The 19,536-nt window shown below is 64.3% G+C and carries 20 protein-coding genes; 10 read left to right on the top strand and 10 right to left on the bottom strand.

The window, feature by feature from the left end; all coding sequences use genetic code 11:
- Positions 1–342 precede the first annotated feature (342 nt).
- Positions 343–2,115, top strand: coding sequence for a DUF262 domain-containing protein (locus C2U58_RS15035; protein ID WP_172448158.1), 1,773 nt, complete (start codon positions 343–345; stop codon positions 2,113–2,115).
- A gap of 173 nt (positions 2,116–2,288) precedes the next feature.
- Here C2U58_RS15035 and C2U58_RS15030 read toward each other — a convergent pair whose 3' ends face one another.
- Both C2U58_RS15030 and C2U58_RS15025 read right to left on the bottom strand, forming a co-directional pair.
- Positions 2,289–3,434, bottom strand: coding sequence for a S41 family peptidase (locus C2U58_RS15030; protein WP_102946586.1), 1,146 nt, complete (start codon positions 3,432–3,434; stop codon positions 2,289–2,291).
- Positions 3,435–3,556: 122 nt separating this feature from the next.
- On the bottom strand, positions 3,557–4,546 hold the full coding sequence (locus C2U58_RS15025) for an MDR family oxidoreductase (protein ID WP_102946585.1): 990 nt from the start codon (positions 4,544–4,546) through the stop codon (positions 3,557–3,559).
- Positions 4,547–4,654: 108 nt separating this feature from the next.
- Here C2U58_RS15025 and C2U58_RS15020 point away from each other — a divergent pair, with 108 nt between their 5' ends.
- From C2U58_RS15020 to C2U58_RS20085, 5 genes are all read left to right on the top strand, one after another.
- Positions 4,655–5,014 (top strand): helix-turn-helix domain-containing protein, encoded by a 360-nt coding sequence (locus C2U58_RS15020; RefSeq protein WP_102946584.1) that lies wholly within the window; start codon positions 4,655–4,657, stop codon positions 5,012–5,014.
- Positions 5,015–5,117: 103 nt separating this feature from the next.
- Entirely contained in the window at positions 5,118–5,651 is a 534-nt protein-coding gene (locus tag C2U58_RS15015) for a hypothetical protein (RefSeq protein ID WP_253256749.1), read from the top strand.
- Between the two features lie 14 nt (positions 5,652–5,665).
- Positions 5,666–7,027: a peptidoglycan-binding domain-containing protein gene (locus C2U58_RS20090; RefSeq protein ID WP_172448156.1), complete on the top strand. Its 1,362-nt coding sequence runs from the start codon at positions 5,666–5,668 to the stop codon at positions 7,025–7,027.
- A 573-nt stretch (positions 7,028–7,600) separates the two neighbouring features.
- On the top strand, positions 7,601–8,413 hold the full coding sequence (locus tag C2U58_RS15005) for an alpha/beta hydrolase (RefSeq protein WP_102946583.1): 813 nt from the start codon (positions 7,601–7,603) through the stop codon (positions 8,411–8,413).
- A gap of 81 nt (positions 8,414–8,494) precedes the next feature.
- The gene (locus C2U58_RS20085) at positions 8,495–8,668 is read left to right on the top strand and encodes a hypothetical protein (protein WP_172448155.1); all 174 of its coding nucleotides are present in this window, start codon (positions 8,495–8,497) and stop codon (positions 8,666–8,668) included.
- Positions 8,669–8,743: 75 nt separating this feature from the next.
- Here the strand turns inward: C2U58_RS20085 and C2U58_RS15000 are convergent, their stop codons facing one another.
- The 3 genes from C2U58_RS15000 to C2U58_RS14990 form a co-directional block, all read right to left on the bottom strand.
- Entirely contained in the window at positions 8,744–9,673 is a 930-nt protein-coding gene (locus tag C2U58_RS15000) for a GAF domain-containing protein (protein WP_102946582.1), read from the bottom strand.
- A gap of 114 nt (positions 9,674–9,787) precedes the next feature.
- Positions 9,788–10,666, bottom strand: coding sequence for an MnmC family methyltransferase (locus C2U58_RS14995; protein WP_102946581.1), 879 nt, complete (start codon positions 10,664–10,666; stop codon positions 9,788–9,790).
- Positions 10,667–10,693: 27 nt separating this feature from the next.
- Positions 10,694–11,074, bottom strand: coding sequence for a hypothetical protein (locus C2U58_RS14990; RefSeq protein WP_102946580.1), 381 nt, complete (start codon positions 11,072–11,074; stop codon positions 10,694–10,696).
- 162 nt (positions 11,075–11,236) lie between these two features.
- On the opposite strand from C2U58_RS14990, the gene C2U58_RS14985 reads away from it, so the two are divergent.
- Both C2U58_RS14985 and C2U58_RS14980 read left to right on the top strand, forming a co-directional pair.
- A complete protein-coding gene (locus C2U58_RS14985; RefSeq protein WP_102946579.1) occupies positions 11,237–12,043 on the top strand; it encodes a hypothetical protein in 807 nt (268 codons plus the stop codon).
- An 82-nt stretch (positions 12,044–12,125) separates the two neighbouring features.
- Positions 12,126–12,662, top strand: a complete 537-nt coding sequence (locus C2U58_RS14980) for a transposase (protein ID WP_253256748.1) — start codon at positions 12,126–12,128, stop codon at positions 12,660–12,662.
- A 258-nt stretch (positions 12,663–12,920) separates the two neighbouring features.
- Here the strand turns inward: C2U58_RS14980 and C2U58_RS14975 are convergent, their stop codons facing one another.
- Positions 12,921–13,346, bottom strand: a complete 426-nt coding sequence (locus C2U58_RS14975) for a hypothetical protein (RefSeq protein WP_102946577.1) — start codon at positions 13,344–13,346, stop codon at positions 12,921–12,923.
- A gap of 111 nt (positions 13,347–13,457) precedes the next feature.
- On the opposite strand from C2U58_RS14975, the gene C2U58_RS20315 reads away from it, so the two are divergent.
- Positions 13,458–13,799, top strand: a complete 342-nt coding sequence (locus C2U58_RS20315) for a hypothetical protein (RefSeq protein ID WP_253256747.1) — start codon at positions 13,458–13,460, stop codon at positions 13,797–13,799.
- Between the two features lie 175 nt (positions 13,800–13,974).
- Here the strand turns inward: C2U58_RS20315 and dmeF are convergent, their stop codons facing one another.
- Positions 13,975–15,030 carry a CDF family Co(II)/Ni(II) efflux transporter DmeF gene (gene dmeF, locus C2U58_RS14965; RefSeq protein ID WP_102946576.1) on the bottom strand — a complete coding sequence of 352 codons (1,056 nt, stop codon included), beginning with the start codon at positions 15,028–15,030 and terminating at the stop codon, positions 13,975–13,977.
- A 52-nt stretch (positions 15,031–15,082) separates the two neighbouring features.
- Between dmeF and C2U58_RS14960 the strand changes: the two genes are divergently transcribed.
- The gene (locus C2U58_RS14960) at positions 15,083–15,358 is read left to right on the top strand and encodes a metal-sensing transcriptional repressor (RefSeq protein ID WP_102946575.1); all 276 of its coding nucleotides are present in this window, start codon (positions 15,083–15,085) and stop codon (positions 15,356–15,358) included.
- Positions 15,359–15,452: 94 nt separating this feature from the next.
- Here C2U58_RS14960 and C2U58_RS14955 read toward each other — a convergent pair whose 3' ends face one another.
- The 3 genes from C2U58_RS14955 to C2U58_RS14945 form a co-directional block, all read right to left on the bottom strand.
- Positions 15,453–15,824, bottom strand: coding sequence for a MerC family mercury resistance protein (locus tag C2U58_RS14955; RefSeq protein WP_102946574.1), 372 nt, complete (start codon positions 15,822–15,824; stop codon positions 15,453–15,455).
- A gap of 178 nt (positions 15,825–16,002) precedes the next feature.
- Positions 16,003–17,613: an ABC-F family ATP-binding cassette domain-containing protein gene (locus tag C2U58_RS14950; protein WP_102946573.1), complete on the bottom strand. Its 1,611-nt coding sequence runs from the start codon at positions 17,611–17,613 to the stop codon at positions 16,003–16,005.
- A 175-nt stretch (positions 17,614–17,788) separates the two neighbouring features.
- A complete protein-coding gene (locus tag C2U58_RS14945; RefSeq protein WP_253256746.1) occupies positions 17,789–19,390 on the bottom strand; it encodes an EAL domain-containing protein in 1,602 nt (533 codons plus the stop codon).
- Positions 19,391–19,536: the final 146 nt, after the last annotated feature.

Genomic DNA, 19,536 nt, shown 5'->3' with positions numbered 1-19,536 from the left:
CGAGGCCGGCCAGAGGGGGAGTTCCGAAACCAGTGTCGCCGTTCGCAACATGCTGTGGATTGAGCCTTCACTCCAAATCTGCGGTGATGTAGCCAGTTCCCGCTACTTGGCGGGGCTTATAGGGATGATGCGCGGTTAGGCAATGCCCTTTGAGAGGGCCGGGAGACGTCGCTTACCCCGGCCGGTGGGTGGAGGTGCTGGTCGAGGTTGAGCCAACCAGCCATTACCCTTGGTCCGCCAAAAGAGGGGGAGATTGTTCGTCTTGGAGCGGACTTGTCGCCCGACTCCGCGTGACGCAATAGGCGCTATCATTCGATTGCCGACAATGGAGAGATGGCATCAATGGCGCACACCAAGACAACCGCATTAAGCTACGGCGCGGTACTTCGAAAAGCAAAGTCAGGTCACTACCAGCTGCCCGCTTTCCAGCGGAAGTGGAAGTGGAGTACGCGGCAGGTAATGTCGCTCTACGAATCCCTGCGTTTGGAGTACCCAATAGGAGCATTCTTGTTCCTTTCTTCGCCGGAAGGGGCGAAGCTGGCGCCACGACCTTTTCACGGAGCAGGAAAGGTGGCCGCTGGGAACGTCAATCAAGAGAGTCTCGTTCTTGATGGGCAGCAGCGCATAACGGCAGGCCTATCGATCTATTTCGGCCTCGAAGAGGTCGGTGGAAGTGAGTACTACATCGACTGCAACAAACTAGAGCAGCTCCTGACGGAAGCGAAAGTAAACTTGGATGACGCTGATCAGGTCGCCAGGTTTGCTGAAGATGTGGATCTAGACTCGGAGTACCTCGTTGCAAAGGCGCATAGGCCGGATCGAAATTTCCACTTGGTTAAGTCGAATCTGGTATGGACGGCGTACCTGACTCAGGAGCGACAAGCTCAGTTAGATGAGCTCCTCGATACCTGCGACAAGCGTACAAGGGAAATCATAAGGAAGCTCGTGCGGGTCCATCTCGCACCCAACGTGAACATACAAGTACCGGTAATCGAGCTCGGGGCAGAGTTTGACCTTGCCTCGATTAGTAAGGTCTTTTCCACAATCAATAGCTCAGGAAAATTGCTAACTCCTTTTGAGCTTGTTGTTGCGATTCTGTATCCGAATGGCATCAATCTTGAGGACGATGTGGACGCCTTCAAGCAGAAGTATCGCTACTACGCAAACATGGATCGCAACGGCGAAGTGCTGCTTCAAGTGGTTGCGCTTCTTTCGGGAAAGTCGCCAAAGAAGGCAGACTTGCCCAAAAACATCGAGCCGCCTAATTACAATCGCTACAAGGAAATGGCAGCGAAGTGCTTGGATGAGGTTGGAAAATTCTTGACCCTGAATGTTGGGTTGGGGCTTGACGTAACCAGCAAGCTCACTCCTTATGACGCGATATTTGCGCCTATGGCGGTGGTTTACCATCGAATGGCTGAAATGAAGCTTTCTAACGCGGAGTCCGGTGTGGCACGAGAGAAGCTGCGGCGGTGGTTTGTCGCTGCCGCCGTAAGTCAGCGTTACCAAGAGGGCGTCCATAATAAGCAGGAGCGCGACGCCAACGAGGTTGAGGAGTGGGTGAAGGGCGGGGCGGAGCCAAAGTGGGTGTCGACGACGGTAGTTACCCCCAGCTTCAAGAACGCCAGCCCTAGCGGTGCACTCGGCAGGTTGCTGCTCTGCCTGATCAATTCTTCAAATCCTTCGGACCCTGTTCTGGGAGGCCACATCGGCTTCCGTGATGGTGCCTCCTTGGCTCAGATCCATCACATTTTTCCAACACGATGGGCGCCGAAAGGAATATCGGACTATAGGAAAGGCGGGATGGATACCAATGTGGCGCTTAACACTATGATGCTGGCTGCCGATACCAATGCAGATTGGTTGAACTTTGATCCGAAGAACCAGATTCAGCTGTCCAAGTATCCATTAGGCCGGTCCTATCATGACCAGCTCATTTCAGACGACGCGATCGCGGTAATGTCTTTGCCGGACAAGACCACGGCCAACTACAACGAGTTCATTGAGCTGCGTTACCGCTCCGTGGTCAAAAAGCTCGCGGAGTTCGGGGTTCATGAATCTGCCCAGCAGATCGAAACGATTGAGCTGGATGAACCTTCCATAGTTGAAGGCTAACGGGCGAAGGCTCTGTCCTCTTCTCCTACCTAGGTCACTCAGCGGCGAAGGGAGCCGCTGAGTGCATTCGCTGCTTTCGATGACACACTTGCGCATGCAACCAACCGGTCGCGCATCTCTTCATCTAGGACCTCCGGATGCGTGAGACTTGAGGTGGTTCGTTGGAGCACGGCTTAATCTCGTTGCGAAAGCTGCTTCAACCGGGCGGCTAGGCATCCTGGTTGATTCATTAACCAGCTGCGTGCCGCACTCGCTGCGTCTCCTGTGCTTCCAACACTGATGTCCGGCTTGAGCTTCCCGCCATCCCCCTTCAAGTTCCGATCAACCGACACCGAGCCCGTCAGCAGCAGTATGCTGCCGTCCTGCAGCGGGGTTTGCCTGTTCGCCGTGGAGAACCCGGCGGTTTCCTGACCAAAGCTGCGCGTAGCCGGCCTGCCGCGGAATGCGAGCGCCACAGCTTCGCCGGAGCTTCCCGTCTTGGGGCCAATGAGAACGGCCACGGGCGGGGCTGGGTGGCGCAGAACATAGTTGGGTGTGTCGAGCGCTACGGGGGCGCGCTCACCGAGCAGGACGAGCCCGGAATCCAGGCTCCAGAGCTCATGCGTTTCGCCTGCACTGAAGGCGCCTATGACTTCCCTGTGCTTCGGGTCGGTGGACAGCAACGGGGAAACGCCGACAAGCATGGGCCACATGTTGCCGCCACTGTTCTGTCGCAGGTCTACGATCCAGCCGCAGCGGTCATGTTCATCTTCAGTGCGAAGCTGCGACTGCAGTTGCCGGGCGAAGGCGAGGCGTCGATGATAGCGCGCTGCTCCGTCTGGCCTCGAAAAATCCATGAAGCGTGGGATGGATATCCAGCCGATGGGGTCGTTTGTGCGATCCGGGTCTGGGGTCGAGTTGGACGCATCCATTCCTGCGCCCGCTCGCTGAGGCGCGCCTGCTCGCGTGGCGGCCTGCGGGCTGGACGCTTTGGCGACCGTAGATGCGCGGATCCAACGGCCGTGGTTGCCTGTGCTGCCGGCGATGGTCTTGTCGACAATTACGTCTGCTTCGGGCGTGCCCTTGGCCGCTTGGAACTGCTGTCGCACTGCGGGCCAGTCGATCCGGTCGCGGTACAGGGCGCGTTCTTGGAGAAGTTGCAGGATCTGTTCGCGTACGTCTGGGGACGTTGGGTCTGGCAGAGTGGGAGACGCCAGGGCTGGAATGGAGCATGCCGAGACGAGTGCTGCGGTGCTGATCAGTAGTGCTAGTCCTTTAGCCTTTGTCACCTGTTGGGCTCCTTGGTTGCCTGGGGTGATGCGCCTTCGTTTTTTGGTCATGCCCTACCAGGTGTTGGGGCGCTACGTGCGGTCGACTGGGGTGCGACCCTACCGGGTGTGCTGCTGGTTTAGTGTTGCACAGGGCGCCCGGTATGGGCGCCCTGTGATTGTTGGCTGCTTGCTCAGGCGTTTACGTCCACCACCAGGCGGCCGCGCACTTTGCCTTCGAGAAAATCCGGGAACACTTCCAGCACCTTCTCCAGTCCAATCACTTCTACCGTGCTGGCCAACTTTCCAAGATCCAGATCGGTAGCAAGCCGCTTCCACGCCTCCGCACGCACTTCATGCGGCGCCTGCACCGAATCAATGCCGGCCAAGGTCACGTTGCGCAGGATGAAGGGCAGCACGGAGGTGGTGAGGTCCACGCCCTGCGCCAGCCCGGCGGCGGCCACCACGCCACGGTATTTGGTCTGCGCCAGCGCATTGGCCAAGGTGTGGCTGCCGGCCACATCCACCACGCCTGCCCAGCGCTCGGCATCCAGTCCACGCGTGCGCAGTTCTGCCAGCGTGGCGCGGTCGATGAGTTCGTCGGCGCCCAGGTCTTTGAGGTACTGCGCGTGCTCGGGGCGGCCGGTGGAGGCCACGGTGCGGTAGCCGAGCTTGGAAAGGATCGCCAGCGCGATGGAGCCCACGCCGCCGTTGGCGCCGGTCACCAGGATGTCGCCGTGCTCCGGCTTTACGCCGCCGTGCTCCAGCGCCAGCACGCACAGCATGGCGGTGTAGCCGGCGGTGCCGATGGCCATGGCGTCCTTGCTGCTGATGCTGTCGGGCAGCTTCACCAGCCACTCGCCCGGTACGCGCGCGCGCTGGGCCAGGCCGCCGTGGTGGGTCTGGCTTAGGCCGTAGCCGTTGAGCACCACGCGGTCGCCCTTGTGGAAGCCGGCGTTGGTGGACTCGAGCACGGTGCCAGCCAGGTCAATGCCGGGAATGAGTGGGAAATTGCGGATCACCGGCGAGCGGTTGGTCATCGCCAGCGAGTCTTTGTAGTTCAGGGTGGAGTACTCCACCTGCACCAGCACGTCGCCTTCGTGAAGGTCTGCTTCGTCGAAGTTCACCAATCGGGTGTAAACCTGGTCGCCGTCTTTGCTGGCCAGCAGTGCGTTGAATGTCATGGGCGTGCCTCACCTGTGGGGGTATGACCTGCATGCTATGGTCGTGCCGTGGTTGCCACAAGAACTATGCATTTCCATAGCTACTACGGTTTTCAGGAGTATCCAGCAATGGCGCGGCGCGTGTATGGCAAGACCGGTTGCAGCGTGGAGGCCACGCTCTCGGTGATGGGCGGCACGTGGAAGCCGGTGATCCTGTTCTATCTGGTGCCCGGCACCAAGCGGTTCATGGAACTGACCCGGCTGATTCCCAATGCAACGCAGTCGATGCTGACCAGCCAGCTCCGCGAGCTGGAGGCCGACGGCGTGGTGGTGCGGCACGTGTACCCGGAGGTGCCGCCGAAGGTGGAGTATCGGCTTTCGGAGTTGGGGCAGACGCTGGTGCCGGTGCTGCTGGCGATGCGGGACTGGGGGACTGCGTATAAGAAGATGAATCGGGAGAAGGCGGCGGAGGGGGAGCCGGAAGTGTGACCGGACGCAAGGCCTGGAGTAGGGTTTTCCCTATTTTTGCCGACCAAGCTAGCACTCCACCGTGCGATGGATAGGATGTTCTGAATCAGAAGAAGGAACTGTCATGAAGCCGCTTTACGCAGAGCAGGGATACGGAAGGTATCGAGAAGGGCTGCTTCTGATCTTGTGCCTGGGACTCTCTGCATGCGCTTCAGCAGCGCCCCCTGCGGTCAGCTGCCCATCGTCAGAGTTCGCCCCATTCCTTCGCCAGTTCTCGGATCCGGCGTCCGCCAAGGTGCGGCAACGGTTTACGGCCGATCCGTTGGAGTATGAGGTGCCTACGCACACTGTGCGCGACGACGTTGAGGGGCAGCCCGCTACGCAGGTTGAACTGAAGACGGGTGACGCGCGGATGCGTCTGTTTCCCTACCGCCACCTCAAGCAATTTGACCTCTTCGTCCCCGAGGACGTCAGCCACGATCCAGTGGCACTGAAATCCATGGTGGCCGGTACGTTCAATGCGCCGGTTCAGATTGAGCCGAGTGAGGGGGGCGGTTACAACGTGACATTCGGTATGGAATATGAAGCTGACACGTACAGCTTCGCACGCCGGCAAGGGTGCTGGGTGCTTACCCGGGCAACCAACCTTCGCGACTGACAAGGAGTGTCTACATGGCTGGACAGGAACAGAACGCGCTCACGCCGTACAGGGTGATCCAGCTGGAGTGGTCGCAGGCAGGGGGACCTCGCAATGGTGCCGTTGAAGATTTCGACGCGCTGGTGACCCACCACCCGCAGACCAACCGTGCCGCAAGCCTGCAGGATGGCGTTGTGACCGGAGGCCAGGCCGGGCGCTCGTTTGGTGTAGTGGGTGGAGAGATCCAGGAGATCGAAGTTCGTACGGCTGCACGTAGCTACGGTTTGAGCGAAGACCAGGTCCTGCTGAAGAAGGACTTCATGCTGGAGGACTCCCGGATGGCCACCGGGGCCGCATCGCGATCGGTCGACGTGCCCTCACCTGTGGCCGGGGTGGTCGGGCGCGCGGACGCGACGTCGGGGCTGGTCGACATACTCGACAGCCAGGGTGGCGAAGTCATTGCCCGTGTTCGGCATATGGCACCGCTGCTGGTACAGAAGAATGACGTCATTGAGTACGGGCAGGCCTTGGGCGTGCAGAACAAGCAGGCTACTGGCGCCATTCACGTGCACATGGAAGTGGATACGCGCTACTACAGGCAGTACGAGAACTACGTTGAAGATCTGGTAAGTGGGCGTCTGTCCATGGATCCAGCGCGGCGGGAAGCCGGAATCCCGGCCCGGCCGGTAGTCGACGACGGCACTGTGCGTCTAGGAGAGTCATCGCAGACGGTGCTAATGATTCAACAGCGGCTCAACGAGGAAGGATATCGGGGAATCGGCAACGCGCCCTTGGTTGAAGACGGCGTCTATAGACTGAGCATGCAGCGGGCGGTGATCAACTACCAGCAGGCGAATGGACTTGAGGCCACCGGCGACCTGGATCCGGCCACTGTTCGGACGATCGCGCCGCCGATGCTTCCCCCCGCGCTTAACCCTGGTGAGGCACTTGACCTCCCTCCCTATCTGCCACCTCTTGGGCAGTCCAGAGATGCAGTTTCCGGCGTAGGTGACAGGGAGCCTCTGCTCGCGCAGGCTCGGGAAGCCATGCAGCGTCTAGAGGGGCGACTCGGCCGGGAGTACGACAGCAACAGCGAGTGCATGGCAGCCAGCGCAGCATGTCTGGCGATGGACCAAGGCTTCAGTCGCATTGACCACATGATGCTGAGTGAAGCGACTCCCACCAGCCGGCCGGGCGAGAACGTGTTTGTGGTTCAGGGAGAGCCTGGCGATCCAGCGCACCGTCGAGCGCAAATGTCCACTGCAGAAGCGCTCCAGATGCCAGTACAGGACTCCTTGAGGCGGCTCTCTGAGGGCGCTGATGCGCGCGCCCAAGAAAATGTTCAGAACGAGACGCTGGCTCTGGAAGCGCAGCAACCCAGTCGTGTGATGGGCTGAAAAATGAAGAACGTCTTAGGTGGCAAGTGGGGCTACAGACCCTTCGTGCCAGTGGTTGGAATAGCGGTGCTCTCTCTCATTGCATGCTGCACGCCTGTAGGCGCCGCAGTGCCAGTGGAATTCCCCGAGCCACTTCGCGGCGCCTGGGACGTCGGCCCAGCTGCCTGCAAGCTTCCTCTTCACCCTGATTCGGACACACCGATTACCATCGAAAGAGAGCGGTTGATCGGTTACGAGAGCGTGGACACGCCAAGGCGTGTTACTCGAGTCTCACAGGTGCCGAGCGCCTGGGTGATTTCGACCGAATCCAGCATAGCTCCCGGCTTGGTTATGGAAGAGGTCTACGTGCTCAAGAACGAGCATCTGACCATTACCAGTGGCGAGTCCGCACGAACTTACCGCCGGTGCCGATGAGGCACCCCGGTCCGCGAGGAAGCCCGGCGCATCAGAGCGGACAATGGCGGCAGTAGGGGTGTGCACACCGTGTCAGCGCTGTCGCTGAAATGTTCACGGCTTTCGTCTGTTCCGGTCCTTAGCATCGGCTCTTCCATACAAGAAGATCCGGAGCTACCCATGACTGCATCACGCGTTCGCCTGCACGTTGAAGACACCGGCGGTACCGGTCGCCCTGTGGTTCTGATCCATGGCTGGCCGCTGTCGGCCGAGTCCTGGAAGGCGCAGGTGCCGGTGCTGAAGGCGGCGGGTTACCGGGTGGTGGCGTATGACCGTCGCGGATTCGGGCGTTCGGACAAGCTGGCCGATGGCTACGAGTACGACACGCTGGCCGACGATCTTGCCGGGGTGCTGAATGACCTGGACCTGCGCGATGCCACGCTTGTGGGGTTCTCGATGGGCGGCGGCGAGGTGGCGCGCTACATCGCGCGGCATGGCGAGGAGCGGCTGCGTAGCGTGGTGTTTGCCGCCGCGGTGCCGCCGTACATGCTGAAGACTGCTGACAACCCCGAAGGGCCGCTTACCGAGGAGAAGGCCGAGCAGATGCGGTTGGGGCTCGAGAACCATCGGGATGAGTTCTTTGACGGGTTCACCACCGACTTCTTCAGCGCCAACGGTGAGTTGAAGGTCACCGAGAAACAGCGGCAGGAGGCGATCGCGCTGTGCAAGCAGTCGGACCAGACGGCTGCGCTGGGGTGCATGAAGGCGTTTGGCACCACGGATTTCCGCGAGGATCTGAAGAAGGTGAAGGTGCCTACACTGGTGCTGCATGGTGACAGCGATGGTACGGTGCCGTTTGAAGGGTCCGGGGCGCGTACACGTGCGGCGATTGCGCATAGTGAGCTCTCGTTGATTGAGGATGCGCCGCATGGGTGTAATGCGAGTCATCCGGAGCAGTTCAATGCGGCGTTGGTTGCTTTCCTGGCGCGGTGATCTTCGGCTGCGGTTGGGGCTGCTTGGGACACGCGTGGCGTGTCGCTACGCGGGTTTGCCGTGCACAGTAGAGAGTCTGGTATGCGTAAGACTGCCAAGCCGCCTTGGGAGAAGCCCAATCCCAAGGGGAAGAAGGGACAGCCGCTTTCTGCTTCGCAGAAGGAGGCGGCCAAGCAGCGTGCTGATGAGAATGGGCGCGCTTACCCGAACCTGGTCGATAACATGTGGGCTAAGAAGCTGCCACGCGGGGACTGATAGACCGCTTGGCGTAAATGACAACGGCGCGGTGATTGATCACCTCGCCGTTGTTGTAGCTGCGTTGAAGTGGGATCAGCGCAAGGCGTCTTTGGCAGCACTCAGGGCTTGGTCGGCCCGGAGGAACACGGCGGTGGTGGATTCGCCGGTGCTGGTATAGGCCGCACCCAGCAGCAGGGTGGCCCCTGCATTCTGGTTGGCTTCGCGGGCGACCTGCTTGAACCGGGTGAGGGTCTCTTCGACATCGCTGCTGCCAAGCACCGCGATGAATTCGCCGCTGCCGCTGACGCGGTTGATGCTGTCGCCCCGCTGCGGCTGCAGGCACTGTTCCAGCGATTGGTCGAGGTGCTGCAGCTGGCGTTCCAGCGTGCGTTCGCCCAGCCGCTGGGTCAGCTCGGTGAGATCCTGCACTTCCAGGATGACGACGCTGTAGGCGCCTGCGGCGTCGGGCGCGGCGGCGGCTTCTTCGGCCACGCCCTTGTCGAGAATCTCCGCTACCTGCTGCTCGCGTTCGCGGCCGCGACCCTCCATCAGGGTCATGGTCAGGCGCGCCAGGGCCTGCAGGGCTTCGCGCTGGGTCGGGTTGAGCTCACGGGGATTCATGTCCAGCACGCAGACCGCGCCGACCGCGGCACCTTCGTCGGTCACCAACGGCATGCCGGCGTAGAAGCGCGCCCCGAGGTCCTGCAGAAGTGGGTTGTGGGCGAAGCGTACATCACTGGAAAGGTCGCCGACTTCCAACAGCTCATTTGGCTGGCGGATGGCGTGGTCGCACACGGCCAGGTTGCGTTCGGTCTGCAGGCCTTCCACACCCGTGCGTGCCTTGAACCACTGGCGGTCGCGGTCGATCAGCGTGACCAGCGCCATGGGTGTGCCACACACGGCGGCGGCCACTTTCACGATGTCGTCGTAGGCCGGTTCGGGCAGGCTGCCCACGATATGCAGCGCGTCGAGGGCGCGTTGGCGCTCGGATTCGTCAAGGGTGGCGGTGGCGCTCAGGCTCATGCAGGTACCTGTAAGACATGGGACATTGCCCTAGCCTAGGTCAGGTCCTTCCGGTTCAGGTTAAGCCCGGGTGGAGGTCGCAATGCCGGTTCACCTGCGCGTGCGGTTGATGCCTCAACGCTTGACCGCGAGCACCCCGTCCAGCGCCAGCTCGGCCTTGAAGCCGGCTTTTTCCAGCCGCTTGGCCACTTCGCGCGGCACGTCGCGGCCGCTGGTGAGCTTGTTGGGGGCGCCGGTGTAATGGAACATGCGCCCGCCCTTGCGGATCACCCGCGCCAGCTGGTCGTAGAACACCTGCGAGTACAGTTCGCCGGCAATGCCGAAGCGCGGCGGGTCGTGCAGGATCGCGTCCACCGAGCTGCTCTCCAGGCCTTCGATGGCCTGCGACACATCGCCGTGGGTCAACGACAGACGGCCGCCACTGCTGGCCGCGTCCGGGTCGGGCGACCACGGGTTGAGGGTGCGCAGCCACAGCACGTCGGGGTTCTTTTCGAACGACTGGATGCGAGTGACCCCGGCTTCCAGGCAGCAGGCAGCGAAGTAGCCCAGCCCGCCGCAGGTGTCGAGCACGGTCTTGCCGGCCGGGGCCACCAGCGCCACCTTGCGGCGCGCGTCCTCGTAGGGGGAGACCTGCGCGCTGGGCAGCATCTTGATGCCGTCGATTTCGAAGGTGGGTGCGTCCCATTCGGTAGGCACCAGCTTGATCAACGCCGAGCCAAACCGCGACACCGCCAGGAACTCCTCGCCGTCCCAGTAGTAAAGGGTGCGGTCCTTGGTCTTGCCCGGGTAGGCATAGGTTTCGCCCTTCCACTGCCAGCTGTCCTGGCCCAGCTGCGCGGTGCCGGTGGAGCGCGCCAGGTCCAGCGAACCGGTCCATTCGGTGGCACCGGCGTCGCGCGCGCGGACCAGGGCTTCGGCATGGGGGCGGGTAAGCAGGGGACCGGTGTAATGGGGCACGGGATCAGGATGGGGCGGATCAGCAAGGGTGGGCATCGTAACCGAGATGGGCGGAAGGCTGGGTCAGGTGGGCGGTTCGGTGAGGTGCTCCAGTTCGGTGGAGGGGCGCGTCTCGGTCACCCGGCTGCAGTGCCATCCGCCGTAGGTGCCGGGGCCACTGAACACCGCATCGCCCTCGCCGGGGTACATGTTTTCGTACCCACAGTAGGTTGCGTGGTACATGCGGGTCAGCCGGGACTGGCGCGTGTAGTGGTAGGTGAATGAGCCGTCCTCGTTGGGAATCAGGACCTGCTCCACGGCGGCTTTGCCGCCGCGGAAGTCGTCCCATAGTCCGGTGCGGATCACTACGGCAGTGCCGTCCTCGGCTACGCCCGGACGGTCGTGGAAGCCCGGTGGGAACGGCTCGGTGGTGGCAGTGAGCAGCCACAGCATCAGGGTATACATCGCAGGTCGCCCATGGGTCAGGGGCGGCCAGTCTGTTCGGCGTGCTCCGCCTGCGGGTGTGCGCTGGGTCGCAGCTGCGGAAACCGGCCGATTGGAACGCGCGTAAGTGTGAAGTGCGTCGTACGGAAACGGGCCGATTGCGCTTGGGTCTAGAATGCCGGCATGACCTCTCTCATTCGTGCTGGGTTGGTTGTTCTGGGCTGCGGGTTTGCTGTGTTCCTGGCTGCCTGCTCCGGGCCGGCCGGCGCTCCGGCGGCGGCGTCCGTGGAGGACGTGCGCTCGGTGGAGATCCTGTACCAGTACAGCGGCTGGGGGCGCGCGGATGAGGTGCATCGCCTGCAGCGCGGTCCGGGCCAGCGCTCGTTTACGCGGACCTCGAAGGTGGAGGCGGGAGACGGTGTTGAAACCACCCACGCAACGGTGCCTGAGCAACGGGTAGGTGAACTGCTGTGGGCGCTGTCGGCGCCGCCGTGGCCGCGCGAGCGCGCGGTGCAGGTGGTGGCGCGGCGGGTGCGTCCGCTCGCGGTGCTTGAGCATCTCGGCGGCAATATGGAGGGCGATGCGCCGGGGTGTACATCCGATGAGATCGTCAACCGGATGTACAGGCAGATGGAAGGGGCGGCGCTGCGCTCGGGCGTGGATGCGCACTACCAGAGCGGAATGTGGACTGACGATGACCCGGTGATGCGGGTCGTGATCAGTTTTCGTCGTGGACCGGACCGGGTAATTACCTCCCGCTCGCAGAAACTGCTGATGCTGCCTTGGACGCTGGGGGATTTTCCCGAGTCGGAAGAAGCGCAGGCGCCGTTGAGCTGGTCGGCGCCGGTGAGCGATGCGGTTCGGCGGTTGCTGCCGTTGGATTCGCAGGCGGCGCAGCGGCTGGGGCGGGATCCTTCGGAGATGTTGGCCCACAGCGTGGAGTGGGCGGCGCTTGCGGAGTGTGGGGCTGAGGTGGAGGGCGCGAGGTAGTTGGGTTTATCGGGGACACGCGTGGCGTGTCGCTACGGGGTTGAGGGGCTTACGGTGATATGGGGTTGTTACTGACGTTGGGGTGCGTTCTGGCCTGATCGTTCGGGTGCGTGCGGGTTTGCACACTGCGTGCATGGGCATTCCACACGACACCTGGCAACCCGGCGCCGCGTTTTACTTCAGTGCGCACCTGCGCGATCGGCGCAGCGACCTGCTGGTGGAGCATGCGCGGGCGCTCGGGCTGGCGTTCCGCGTGGCGCAGCAGGCGCGACCATTCCGGATCAATGCGATCGTGGTGCTGCCCAACCACCTGCACGGGGTGTGGACGCTGCCGGCGGGTGATGAGGATGGCCACCGGCGGTGGTTGCAGATCCAGGCCGTGTTCGATCGTCAGTTGCCGGGGCAGCCGCCGCGCGCGATGGTGCACCGTGATCGCAGCGTGCGGCCCCTGTGGCACGACGACTTCCGCGAACACCGGTTGGTGGATGCCGAGGATGTGCAGCGGCACATTGCCTACGTGCATGACAACCCGGTCCGGCATGGGTTGGTGCGGGATGCCTGCGAGTGGCCGTACAGCTCGATTCACCGCAGGCGGGCTGGGGAGGAGGAACCATGCTGACGCTTGGTTGGAGCTTGGTTCTCAGTCCGCGGCTGATGGAACACGGCCATGCGGGGGCATGGCCTGTGGCGCCGTTGCAGGTGGGGAGCATTGCCTGCAGGGCGCGTTACAGGGGAAGGGGAATACGGCGAACGCTTCGACACTGCATGCATGGGTCACGCCGGGGTTGGGCGCGGAGGGGAACCGCGCCGACGAGGCAACGCCGGCGGCAGTTGCATATTCGTGGATCGCCTTACGGGTGCGCCAGCGATGCGGCGCTTAGGGGCAGTTGACCTGGAACACAGGGCCGGCACCGATCAGGACCAGCGCCATGTAGTCGCTGTCGTTGTCCTTGCCCTTCAGTGTGGCGCCGGGGTTGAAGTGGAAGATTCCGAAGCCGCCCGTGGGGCGCACCAGCGCCTTGTCGATCTGGTCGGCATCGTCCTTGAAGAAATGCGTGATGTCGGCGCGCGAAGAGACCTGCAGCGGGGTGCTGTCGCGCTGCCATTGTTCGTCGCGGTTGAAGGAGACGAAGTACTGGCCGGCCTCTTGTTCGATGCGGAATTCGGCCGGCTTGCGCGGATGGGTGGAGAAGCAGCCCAGCATGGGGTCGGACGAGAACGTGCCGGGGCTGGTGTCGCGGTTGCCGCAGGCGGTGAGTAGCAGGGCGCTCGGCAGAAGAAGCACCAAAGGCAGTTTGCGCATGTTGGATTCCCCCCTGGGAAAGGTGTGGGGACATGGTGCGCCTATGCCAGGTGAGGGGATGTGCACGGGCGCTGATGGTGTACGGTTGAGCCATCACACGGAGCACGTCCCATGTCAGAGCACGGCGCAACGCCGCTATCGAATTCCGCCGCCCGACAACCCACCGTTGTCCACCGGCGCTGGCCGCTGCTGGGGGCGCTCAGTTGGCTGGTGGCGCCAGTTCTGTTGTTGGCCGCTTATGCGGCCGCGCAGGCTTCCCCGGAGGTGGCGCGGTTCCTGGTCGGGAGTGCCGGGGTTGCCGTGGGGGTGCTGGCGTCGTCGGTGCTGGGGTTGCTCTGCACCATTGGGTCGCGGGTTCGTGGGGAGCGCTGGCCGTGGGTGGGTATCGTCGGCGCGGTTATCAGCGCGCTGCCGTTGCTGTTGTTCCTGGCGGGGATGTTGTTCCGGTTCTGAGGCGCACGGCCGGGCAGGGCTCTGCGCAACCTTTGGGTTCGCTGGCGCTGCTCAGCCAGGCAGGGCCTGGCTCTACCGCGGGGGGGTGTGGCGCTGCTCAGCCGGGCAGAGCCCGGCTCTACGCCGTAGCGCCGGGCTCTGCCCGGCTGCTCTTCGCGTGATGCATCAGTCCGCGTCAGGCGATAAGCGGGCGGTGCAGTTCGACTGTGATGTGGACCAGCTCTTCGTGCACGGACAGGGCCTCGCGCACCTGATCGGGCGTGACGTCTGAATCGGTGACCACGCTCGCCACTACGGCGTACTTGCCCCGTCCTACCTGCCATACGTGCAGGTCGGCGAGGTGTGCGGCCCACGGGCCTTCTTCGATCACTTCGCGCACTTCCTCCACTACCGGCGCGTCCATCTCGGCGTCCAGCAGGATGCGGCCGGTGTCGCGCAGCAAGCCGATCGCCCACACGGTGACCAGTACGGCACCTACCAGGCCCATCAGCGGGTCCAGCCATGCGGCGCCCCAGAGCTTGCCGCCGATCAGCGCGACGATGGCGAGGACCGAGGTGGCGGCGTCGGCGATGACGTGCAGGTAGGCCGAGCGCAGGTTCAGGTCTGTGGCGTGGGCGTTGCCGGTGTGTGACGCGTGGGCGTGATCGTGATCGTGTGCGCCGTGATCTGCGTGGTCATGAGCGTGACCGTGAGCATGCCCGTGACTGTGTCCGTGCCCATGACCATGACCATGACCATGGCCATGGCCGTGGCCGTGGCTATGCCCATGCCCGTCACTCTCATGCAGCCACCACGCGCAGATGAGGTTCACCACCAGGCCGACAACAGCAATGGCGATGGCCTGGTTGTAATGGATGCTGCTGGGCGAGAACAGGCGTTCGATGGATTGCACGGCCATCAGCAGGGCTACGCCGAGCAGGGCGATGGCGCTGGTGTAGCCGCCGAGGATTTCGATTTTCCATGTGCCGAAGGCGAAGCGGCCGTCGTGCGCGTAGCGGCGTGCGCAGCCGTAGGCGAATGCGGCCATGCCCAACGCAAGGGCGTGCGAGCTCATGTGCCAGCCGTCGGCGAGGACGGCCATGGAGTTGAACCACCAGCCGCCGACGATCTCGACCACCATCATCACGGAGGTGAGGTACAGGGCCTGGCGGGTGCGGCGTTCGGCGAGCGGGTTGCCGTCGTCGAAACGGTGGCTGTGGCGGCGGGCGTCTGCGGTTGCGGCGAGGGACATGGGAAGATCTGAGCCTTGGAAGATACCCCCATAGGGTATATGCTTCGGCCCCATGGCGCATGTTCAATCACAACGTAAGGCTCTGCTGGCACGCGTGCGGCGGATGGCGGGGCAGGTGTCTGCCCTTGAGACGTCGTTGCAGTCAGAGGCGGCCGATTGCACGGACGTGCTGATGCAGGCTTCGGCGGTGCGCGGTGCGGCGCACGCGCTGCTGATGGCGCTGCTGGATGACCACCTGCAGGCGCACGTGGTGTCGCCGGAGGACCCGGAAGAGCGGGCGGCGGAAGCGCAGGTATTGGTGAAGTTGTTGCGGGCCTACGGGCGCTGACACAAGGCCGGGGGTAGAGCCGGGCCGTGCCCGGCTTGGCCGCAGCCGTTAGATCCCGATAGCACGCGGGCTGCGGCGCAGCAGGGCGCGCCGCTCAATGCCGGTGGCGGCGCCACGCATTCCAGATGTGGGTGCTCGCCAGCAGCAGACTGCCGGCCACGGTCATGGGGGTTTCGGCCTCGTGACTGGGCCATCCGGCAGCGCCGGCCAGGAGCAGCAGCAGACCCGAGGCGGCACTGACGAGCGCCAGAGCCGGCAACGGATGCTGGACGTGCGCACGCCACAGCGCGAAGCCGGTGGTCGGCGCGGCGATGGCGACGAACACGATGTGCACCCATTCGGCTTCGGCCCACACACCCATCAGCGGCAACGCGGCCGCAAGCAAAGGCAGCGCCAGGCAGTGCAGCAGGCAGAGACTGGAAAGGGCAATGGCGCCTGCGTCGAGCAGCGCGGAACTTGGCTTCATGGGCGTGGGGGCCTGGAGCAGATGGTGTTATACAGTAACATTCAATGCCGACTGATGCACGGACGGCCACCGCTGATTTGAAGCCTGCGGTGGAACGCTGCGGGTCATGTGCGACCCGCAGGTGCTACCTGCAACGCGCCTGCGGCCTGTATCCCTGATCATCGGCCACCGGCTTGGCCTATAGAAGCTTCAGCGCCCACCCCTCGTCCGTCGCATCCAATTGGTGGGTCAGCTGCACCGCATCCAGCAGCGCCTGATCGTGCGACACGATCACCACGCTGCCCCGGTACTGGTTGAGCATCTGCTCCAGCGCGGCAAGCGAGGCCAGGTCCAGGTGGTTCCCGGGTTCGTCCAGCAGCAGCAACTGCGGTGGTACTTCGGCATACAGCACGGCGCCGAGTGCGGCCTTCATGCGTTCACCTCCGCTAAGCGTGGCCAGCGGGCGCAGGCTGCGTTCGGCGTCCAGCCCGAGCAGGGCCAGCCGGGTGCGCAGGGTGGCGTCGCTGGCCTGCGGGTTCGCGCGCTGGAGCAGTTGCAGCGCCGAGTCCTGCGCGGGCAGCGATGACAGGGTCTGGTCGAGCAGGGCGGTTCCCGTTGCGCGCTTCACCTCGCCCGCCAGTGGTTCCAGCTCACCCGCCAACACCCGCAGCAGGGTGGATTTGCCGCTGCCGTTGCGACCGCGCACGCCGATGCGGTTACCGCGCTGCAGGTACAGGTCGATGTGCTGCCAACGCGGATCCACCCACGGCAGGGCCACGCCAGAGAGCGACGCCACCTGCTGTGGGCCCGGGGTGGCGAGCGATGGGCCGAGGATGGCGATCTGCGTGGCCACGTCCACCTCCGCAGCGGCTTCGCGCACGCGTCCGTCGGCCGCCGCACGACGTTCGGCGTGCTGCGCCTGCAAACGGCCCGCACTGTTTTCGGCGCGGTTCTTCATGCCGCCCAGCAGGATCGGTGCCTGGTTGGCGGTGCGTGCGTCGCGCTGCGCGCGCGATTGGCGGTGCTCCTGGCGCTCGCGCTGTTCGCGCAATGCGTTCTGCTCCTGCCGCCGCTCGCGCTTGCGCAGCGCCAGCTGCGCTTCGGCAGTGGCCTGTTCGTCCTGGCGCTGCGCGGCGTAATGGTCGTAGTTGCCACCGTAGCTGCGCAGCCCGCTGGGGCTGAGTTCGACAATGCGCTGCATCTGCCGCAGCAAGGCGCGGTCGTGGCTGATCACGATCAGGCCGCCACGCCACTGCGCCAGGGCGTCGATCAGGCGCGTACGGTGCGCGCTGTCGAGGTGGTTGCTGGGTTCGTCCAGCACCAGTGCGTCAGCGTCAGACAACAGGGCGCCCGCCAGTGCCACTTGCATGGCCTGGCCACCGCTGAGCCGGGATGCCGGCGCGGCCGGGTCCAGCGTAGGCAATCCAAACCGCTGCCATTGCGCCTGCAATTGTTCGCGAAGGGTCCAGCGCTCACCGACCACGGCGAAATCATCCGGGTCCACGCTACCGGCTTCAATGCGGTCCAGTGCGTCCAGCACCGGCGCAACACCTGCGAGGTCGGCGATGCGGCCGGCTTGCACACCACTGTGCTGTGCAAGCAGGTGCACGTTGCCGAGGCGCTGGATGTGCCCGCCGCTGGGCGAAAGCTCGCCAGCCAGCAGCCGGCCGAGCACGCTCTTGCCCACGCCATTGCGACCGACCAGGCCGGTGGGGGTGGTGTCGAACGAAGCGGAAAGTTCGGAGAAGAGCACCCGGCCGTCGGGCAGGGTGAGTGTCACGCGGTCGAGCGTGAGGGCGAATGCGGTCATGCGACCTCCAGGAATGCCAAGGACTCCCCCTGCGGACAGGGCGGGAAGGAGACTGGCCGTCAGACGACGGCGGCATTACTGGCGCATGCAGGCACACCTCATTACGGGGACGGCTGGATGCCGCGTGGCCATTATAGGCACCCGCCGACGGGGGGCGATGAATGCCGGCACAGCGCTACTCGCGAAGGGTGTTGGGGTTCTGCATGTCCTCGGGCGCCTCACCGTACTGGCTCCGGCGGTGCTCGTGGTAGGCGATGAACTCCGCCGCCGGCAGCGGGCGCGAGAACAGCCAGCCCTGGCCGAATTCGACCTGGCGCGATTGCAGATAGGCCAGCTGCGCGGACGTCTCAATCCCCTCGGCCACGGTGAACAGCCCCAGCGTGCGGGCCATGTCGATGATGTGCGAGGTGACCGGGCTGGTGGCGCTGTGGGTGCCGATCGAGTCGATGAACGACTTGTCGATCTTCAAAGCATCCAGCGGCAGCTGCTGCAGGTACTGCAGGCTGGAATAGCCGACCCCGAAGTCGTCGATGGCCACGCAGTGCCCGGCCCGGCGCGCGGCGGCCAGCGAGGTGCGTGCGGCTTGGATGTCGAGGATGCCGCGCTCGGTGGCTTCCAGCCAGATCTGCTGCGGGTGGATGCCGGTGCCGATCAGTTTGCCGGTGAGTACCTTCAACGCGCGCCCGCTGCTGACATCGCCGGCGGAGAGGTTGATGGCGATATGCGCGCTGCGGTCATGGATGAGCAGCTCTCGCATGTCGCCGAGCACCAGGTCCATGACGTGGTCGGTGAGCGGTTCGATCAGGCCGGTTTCTTCGGCCACCGGAATGAACAGGTCTGGCCGTACCTGGGTGCCGTCGGCGCGCGTCCAGCGCACCAATGCTTCGGCGCCGACGCAGATGCCGGTGTCCAGTTCGATGATGGGCTGGTAGTGCATGCGGAACTCGCGGCGGCGCACGGCAGTGGCCAGTTCGCTGCGCAGCGACAGGCGACGGCGCGAGAGCCAGATGCCGCCGGCGACGGCAAGCAACGCACCCACCGCGCCCAGCGGCAGCAGCTGCCAGAACTGCTGCTGGAGGGCGGCGAGCAGGCCGGTGCGGGGTGCGATGGCGATTGCCAGCCATTCCTGGTCCTGGGCGGTGGCATGCAGGGTGCGCGGGGTGTGGCCGCTGTGTGGCTCGCGCAGCAGGCGTTGCAGCAGCTCCGGGTCGCCGATGGGCTGCTGGGCGATCAGGCGGCCGTCGGGGGTGGCTACGGCCAGGCGGACGTTGGGCTCGGCGATGACATCGATGAAGCGCTCCGGGTCCATCAGGATGTCGTGGCCGCCCAGCTGCACTGAGAGCAGGGTGCCGGCCCCGTCGCCGGCGGCCGGGCGCACGCCGAGGGTGATGGCGGCGCCGTCGGCGGTGATGTGGTCCGGGGTGGGCTCGGGCACCAGTGCGTCGGCCGGTCCCCAGGAGGTGCAGCGCAGGCGGCCTTCGGAGAAGTAGCCCACCTGCTCGGCCGAGGTGGTGGCCAGTGCCAGGCTGCGCATCAGCCGGATGTGTTCGGGCGAGCAGGCCGGCAGGGCCGCTTGGTTGAGCTTGCGCAGCGCTAGCAGGCCGCCTTCATAGGCGCGGTGCGCGCGCTGCAGGGTGCGCACGGCGGTGCGCTCCAGGCGGTCGGCTTCGGCCACCTGGGCACGGCTCCAGCTCACGTAGAGCAGCGCGGCCATCGGCAGGATGGCCCCGAGCACGGCGGCTAGCGCAATGGCGGCGATGGTGCTGACGCGCTTCAAGCGGACCTCTCTGCCGGTTCGGGCGTGGGAATGAGCGCTATATGACCACCTGGCCCCGTGGTTTGAAACAGGGCTTTCCGCACAATCCTGTCGGGTTTTCCCCAGTGTCGATATCAGTCCGCCGGGGCCGGGTGAAGCCGACACGC

Source organism: Stenotrophomonas sp. VV52 (assembly GCF_002893095.1).
In the GTDB taxonomy this organism is placed as follows: Bacteria; Pseudomonadota; Gammaproteobacteria; order Xanthomonadales; family Xanthomonadaceae; genus Stenotrophomonas; species Stenotrophomonas aracearum.
The sequence above is the reverse complement of the archived record's forward strand: the minus strand, read 5'-3'. Positions and strand labels throughout refer to the sequence as shown.

Excerpts from the sequence above, each read along its gene's own strand:
- C2U58_RS15035 (WP_172448158.1), top strand. The coding sequence starts at position 343 with ATGGCGCACACCAAGACAACCGCATTAAGCTACGGCGCGGTACTTCGA.
- C2U58_RS14990 (WP_102946580.1), bottom strand. The coding sequence starts at position 11,074 with ATGTATACCCTGATGCTGTGGCTGCTCACTGCCACCACCGAGCCGTTC.
- C2U58_RS20090 (WP_172448156.1), top strand. The coding sequence starts at position 5,666 with ATGGCTGGACAGGAACAGAACGCGCTCACGCCGTACAGGGTGATCCAG.
- C2U58_RS15015 (WP_253256749.1), top strand. The coding sequence starts at position 5,118 with ATGAAGCCGCTTTACGCAGAGCAGGGATACGGAAGGTATCGAGAAGGG.
- C2U58_RS20315 (WP_253256747.1), top strand. The coding sequence starts at position 13,458 with ATGTCAGAGCACGGCGCAACGCCGCTATCGAATTCCGCCGCCCGACAA.
- C2U58_RS15025 (WP_102946585.1), bottom strand. The coding sequence starts at position 4,546 with ATGACATTCAACGCACTGCTGGCCAGCAAAGACGGCGACCAGGTTTAC.
- C2U58_RS14985 (WP_102946579.1), top strand. The coding sequence starts at position 11,237 with ATGACCTCTCTCATTCGTGCTGGGTTGGTTGTTCTGGGCTGCGGGTTT.
- C2U58_RS14950 (WP_102946573.1), bottom strand. The coding sequence starts at position 17,613 with ATGACCGCATTCGCCCTCACGCTCGACCGCGTGACACTCACCCTGCCC.
- C2U58_RS14955 (WP_102946574.1), bottom strand. The coding sequence starts at position 15,824 with ATGAAGCCAAGTTCCGCGCTGCTCGACGCAGGCGCCATTGCCCTTTCC.
- C2U58_RS15005 (WP_102946583.1), top strand. The coding sequence starts at position 7,601 with ATGACTGCATCACGCGTTCGCCTGCACGTTGAAGACACCGGCGGTACC.
- C2U58_RS14995 (WP_102946581.1), bottom strand. The coding sequence starts at position 10,666 with ATGCCCACCCTTGCTGATCCGCCCCATCCTGATCCCGTGCCCCATTAC.
- C2U58_RS15030 (WP_102946586.1), bottom strand. The coding sequence starts at position 3,434 with ATGACCAAAAAACGAAGGCGCATCACCCCAGGCAACCAAGGAGCCCAA.
- dmeF (WP_102946576.1), bottom strand. The coding sequence starts at position 15,030 with ATGTCCCTCGCCGCAACCGCAGACGCCCGCCGCCACAGCCACCGTTTC.
- C2U58_RS14960 (WP_102946575.1), top strand. The coding sequence starts at position 15,083 with ATGGCGCATGTTCAATCACAACGTAAGGCTCTGCTGGCACGCGTGCGG.
- C2U58_RS15020 (WP_102946584.1), top strand. The coding sequence starts at position 4,655 with ATGGCGCGGCGCGTGTATGGCAAGACCGGTTGCAGCGTGGAGGCCACG.
- C2U58_RS14975 (WP_102946577.1), bottom strand. The coding sequence starts at position 13,346 with ATGCGCAAACTGCCTTTGGTGCTTCTTCTGCCGAGCGCCCTGCTACTC.
- C2U58_RS15000 (WP_102946582.1), bottom strand. The coding sequence starts at position 9,673 with ATGAGCCTGAGCGCCACCGCCACCCTTGACGAATCCGAGCGCCAACGC.
- C2U58_RS20085 (WP_172448155.1), top strand. The coding sequence starts at position 8,495 with ATGCGTAAGACTGCCAAGCCGCCTTGGGAGAAGCCCAATCCCAAGGGG.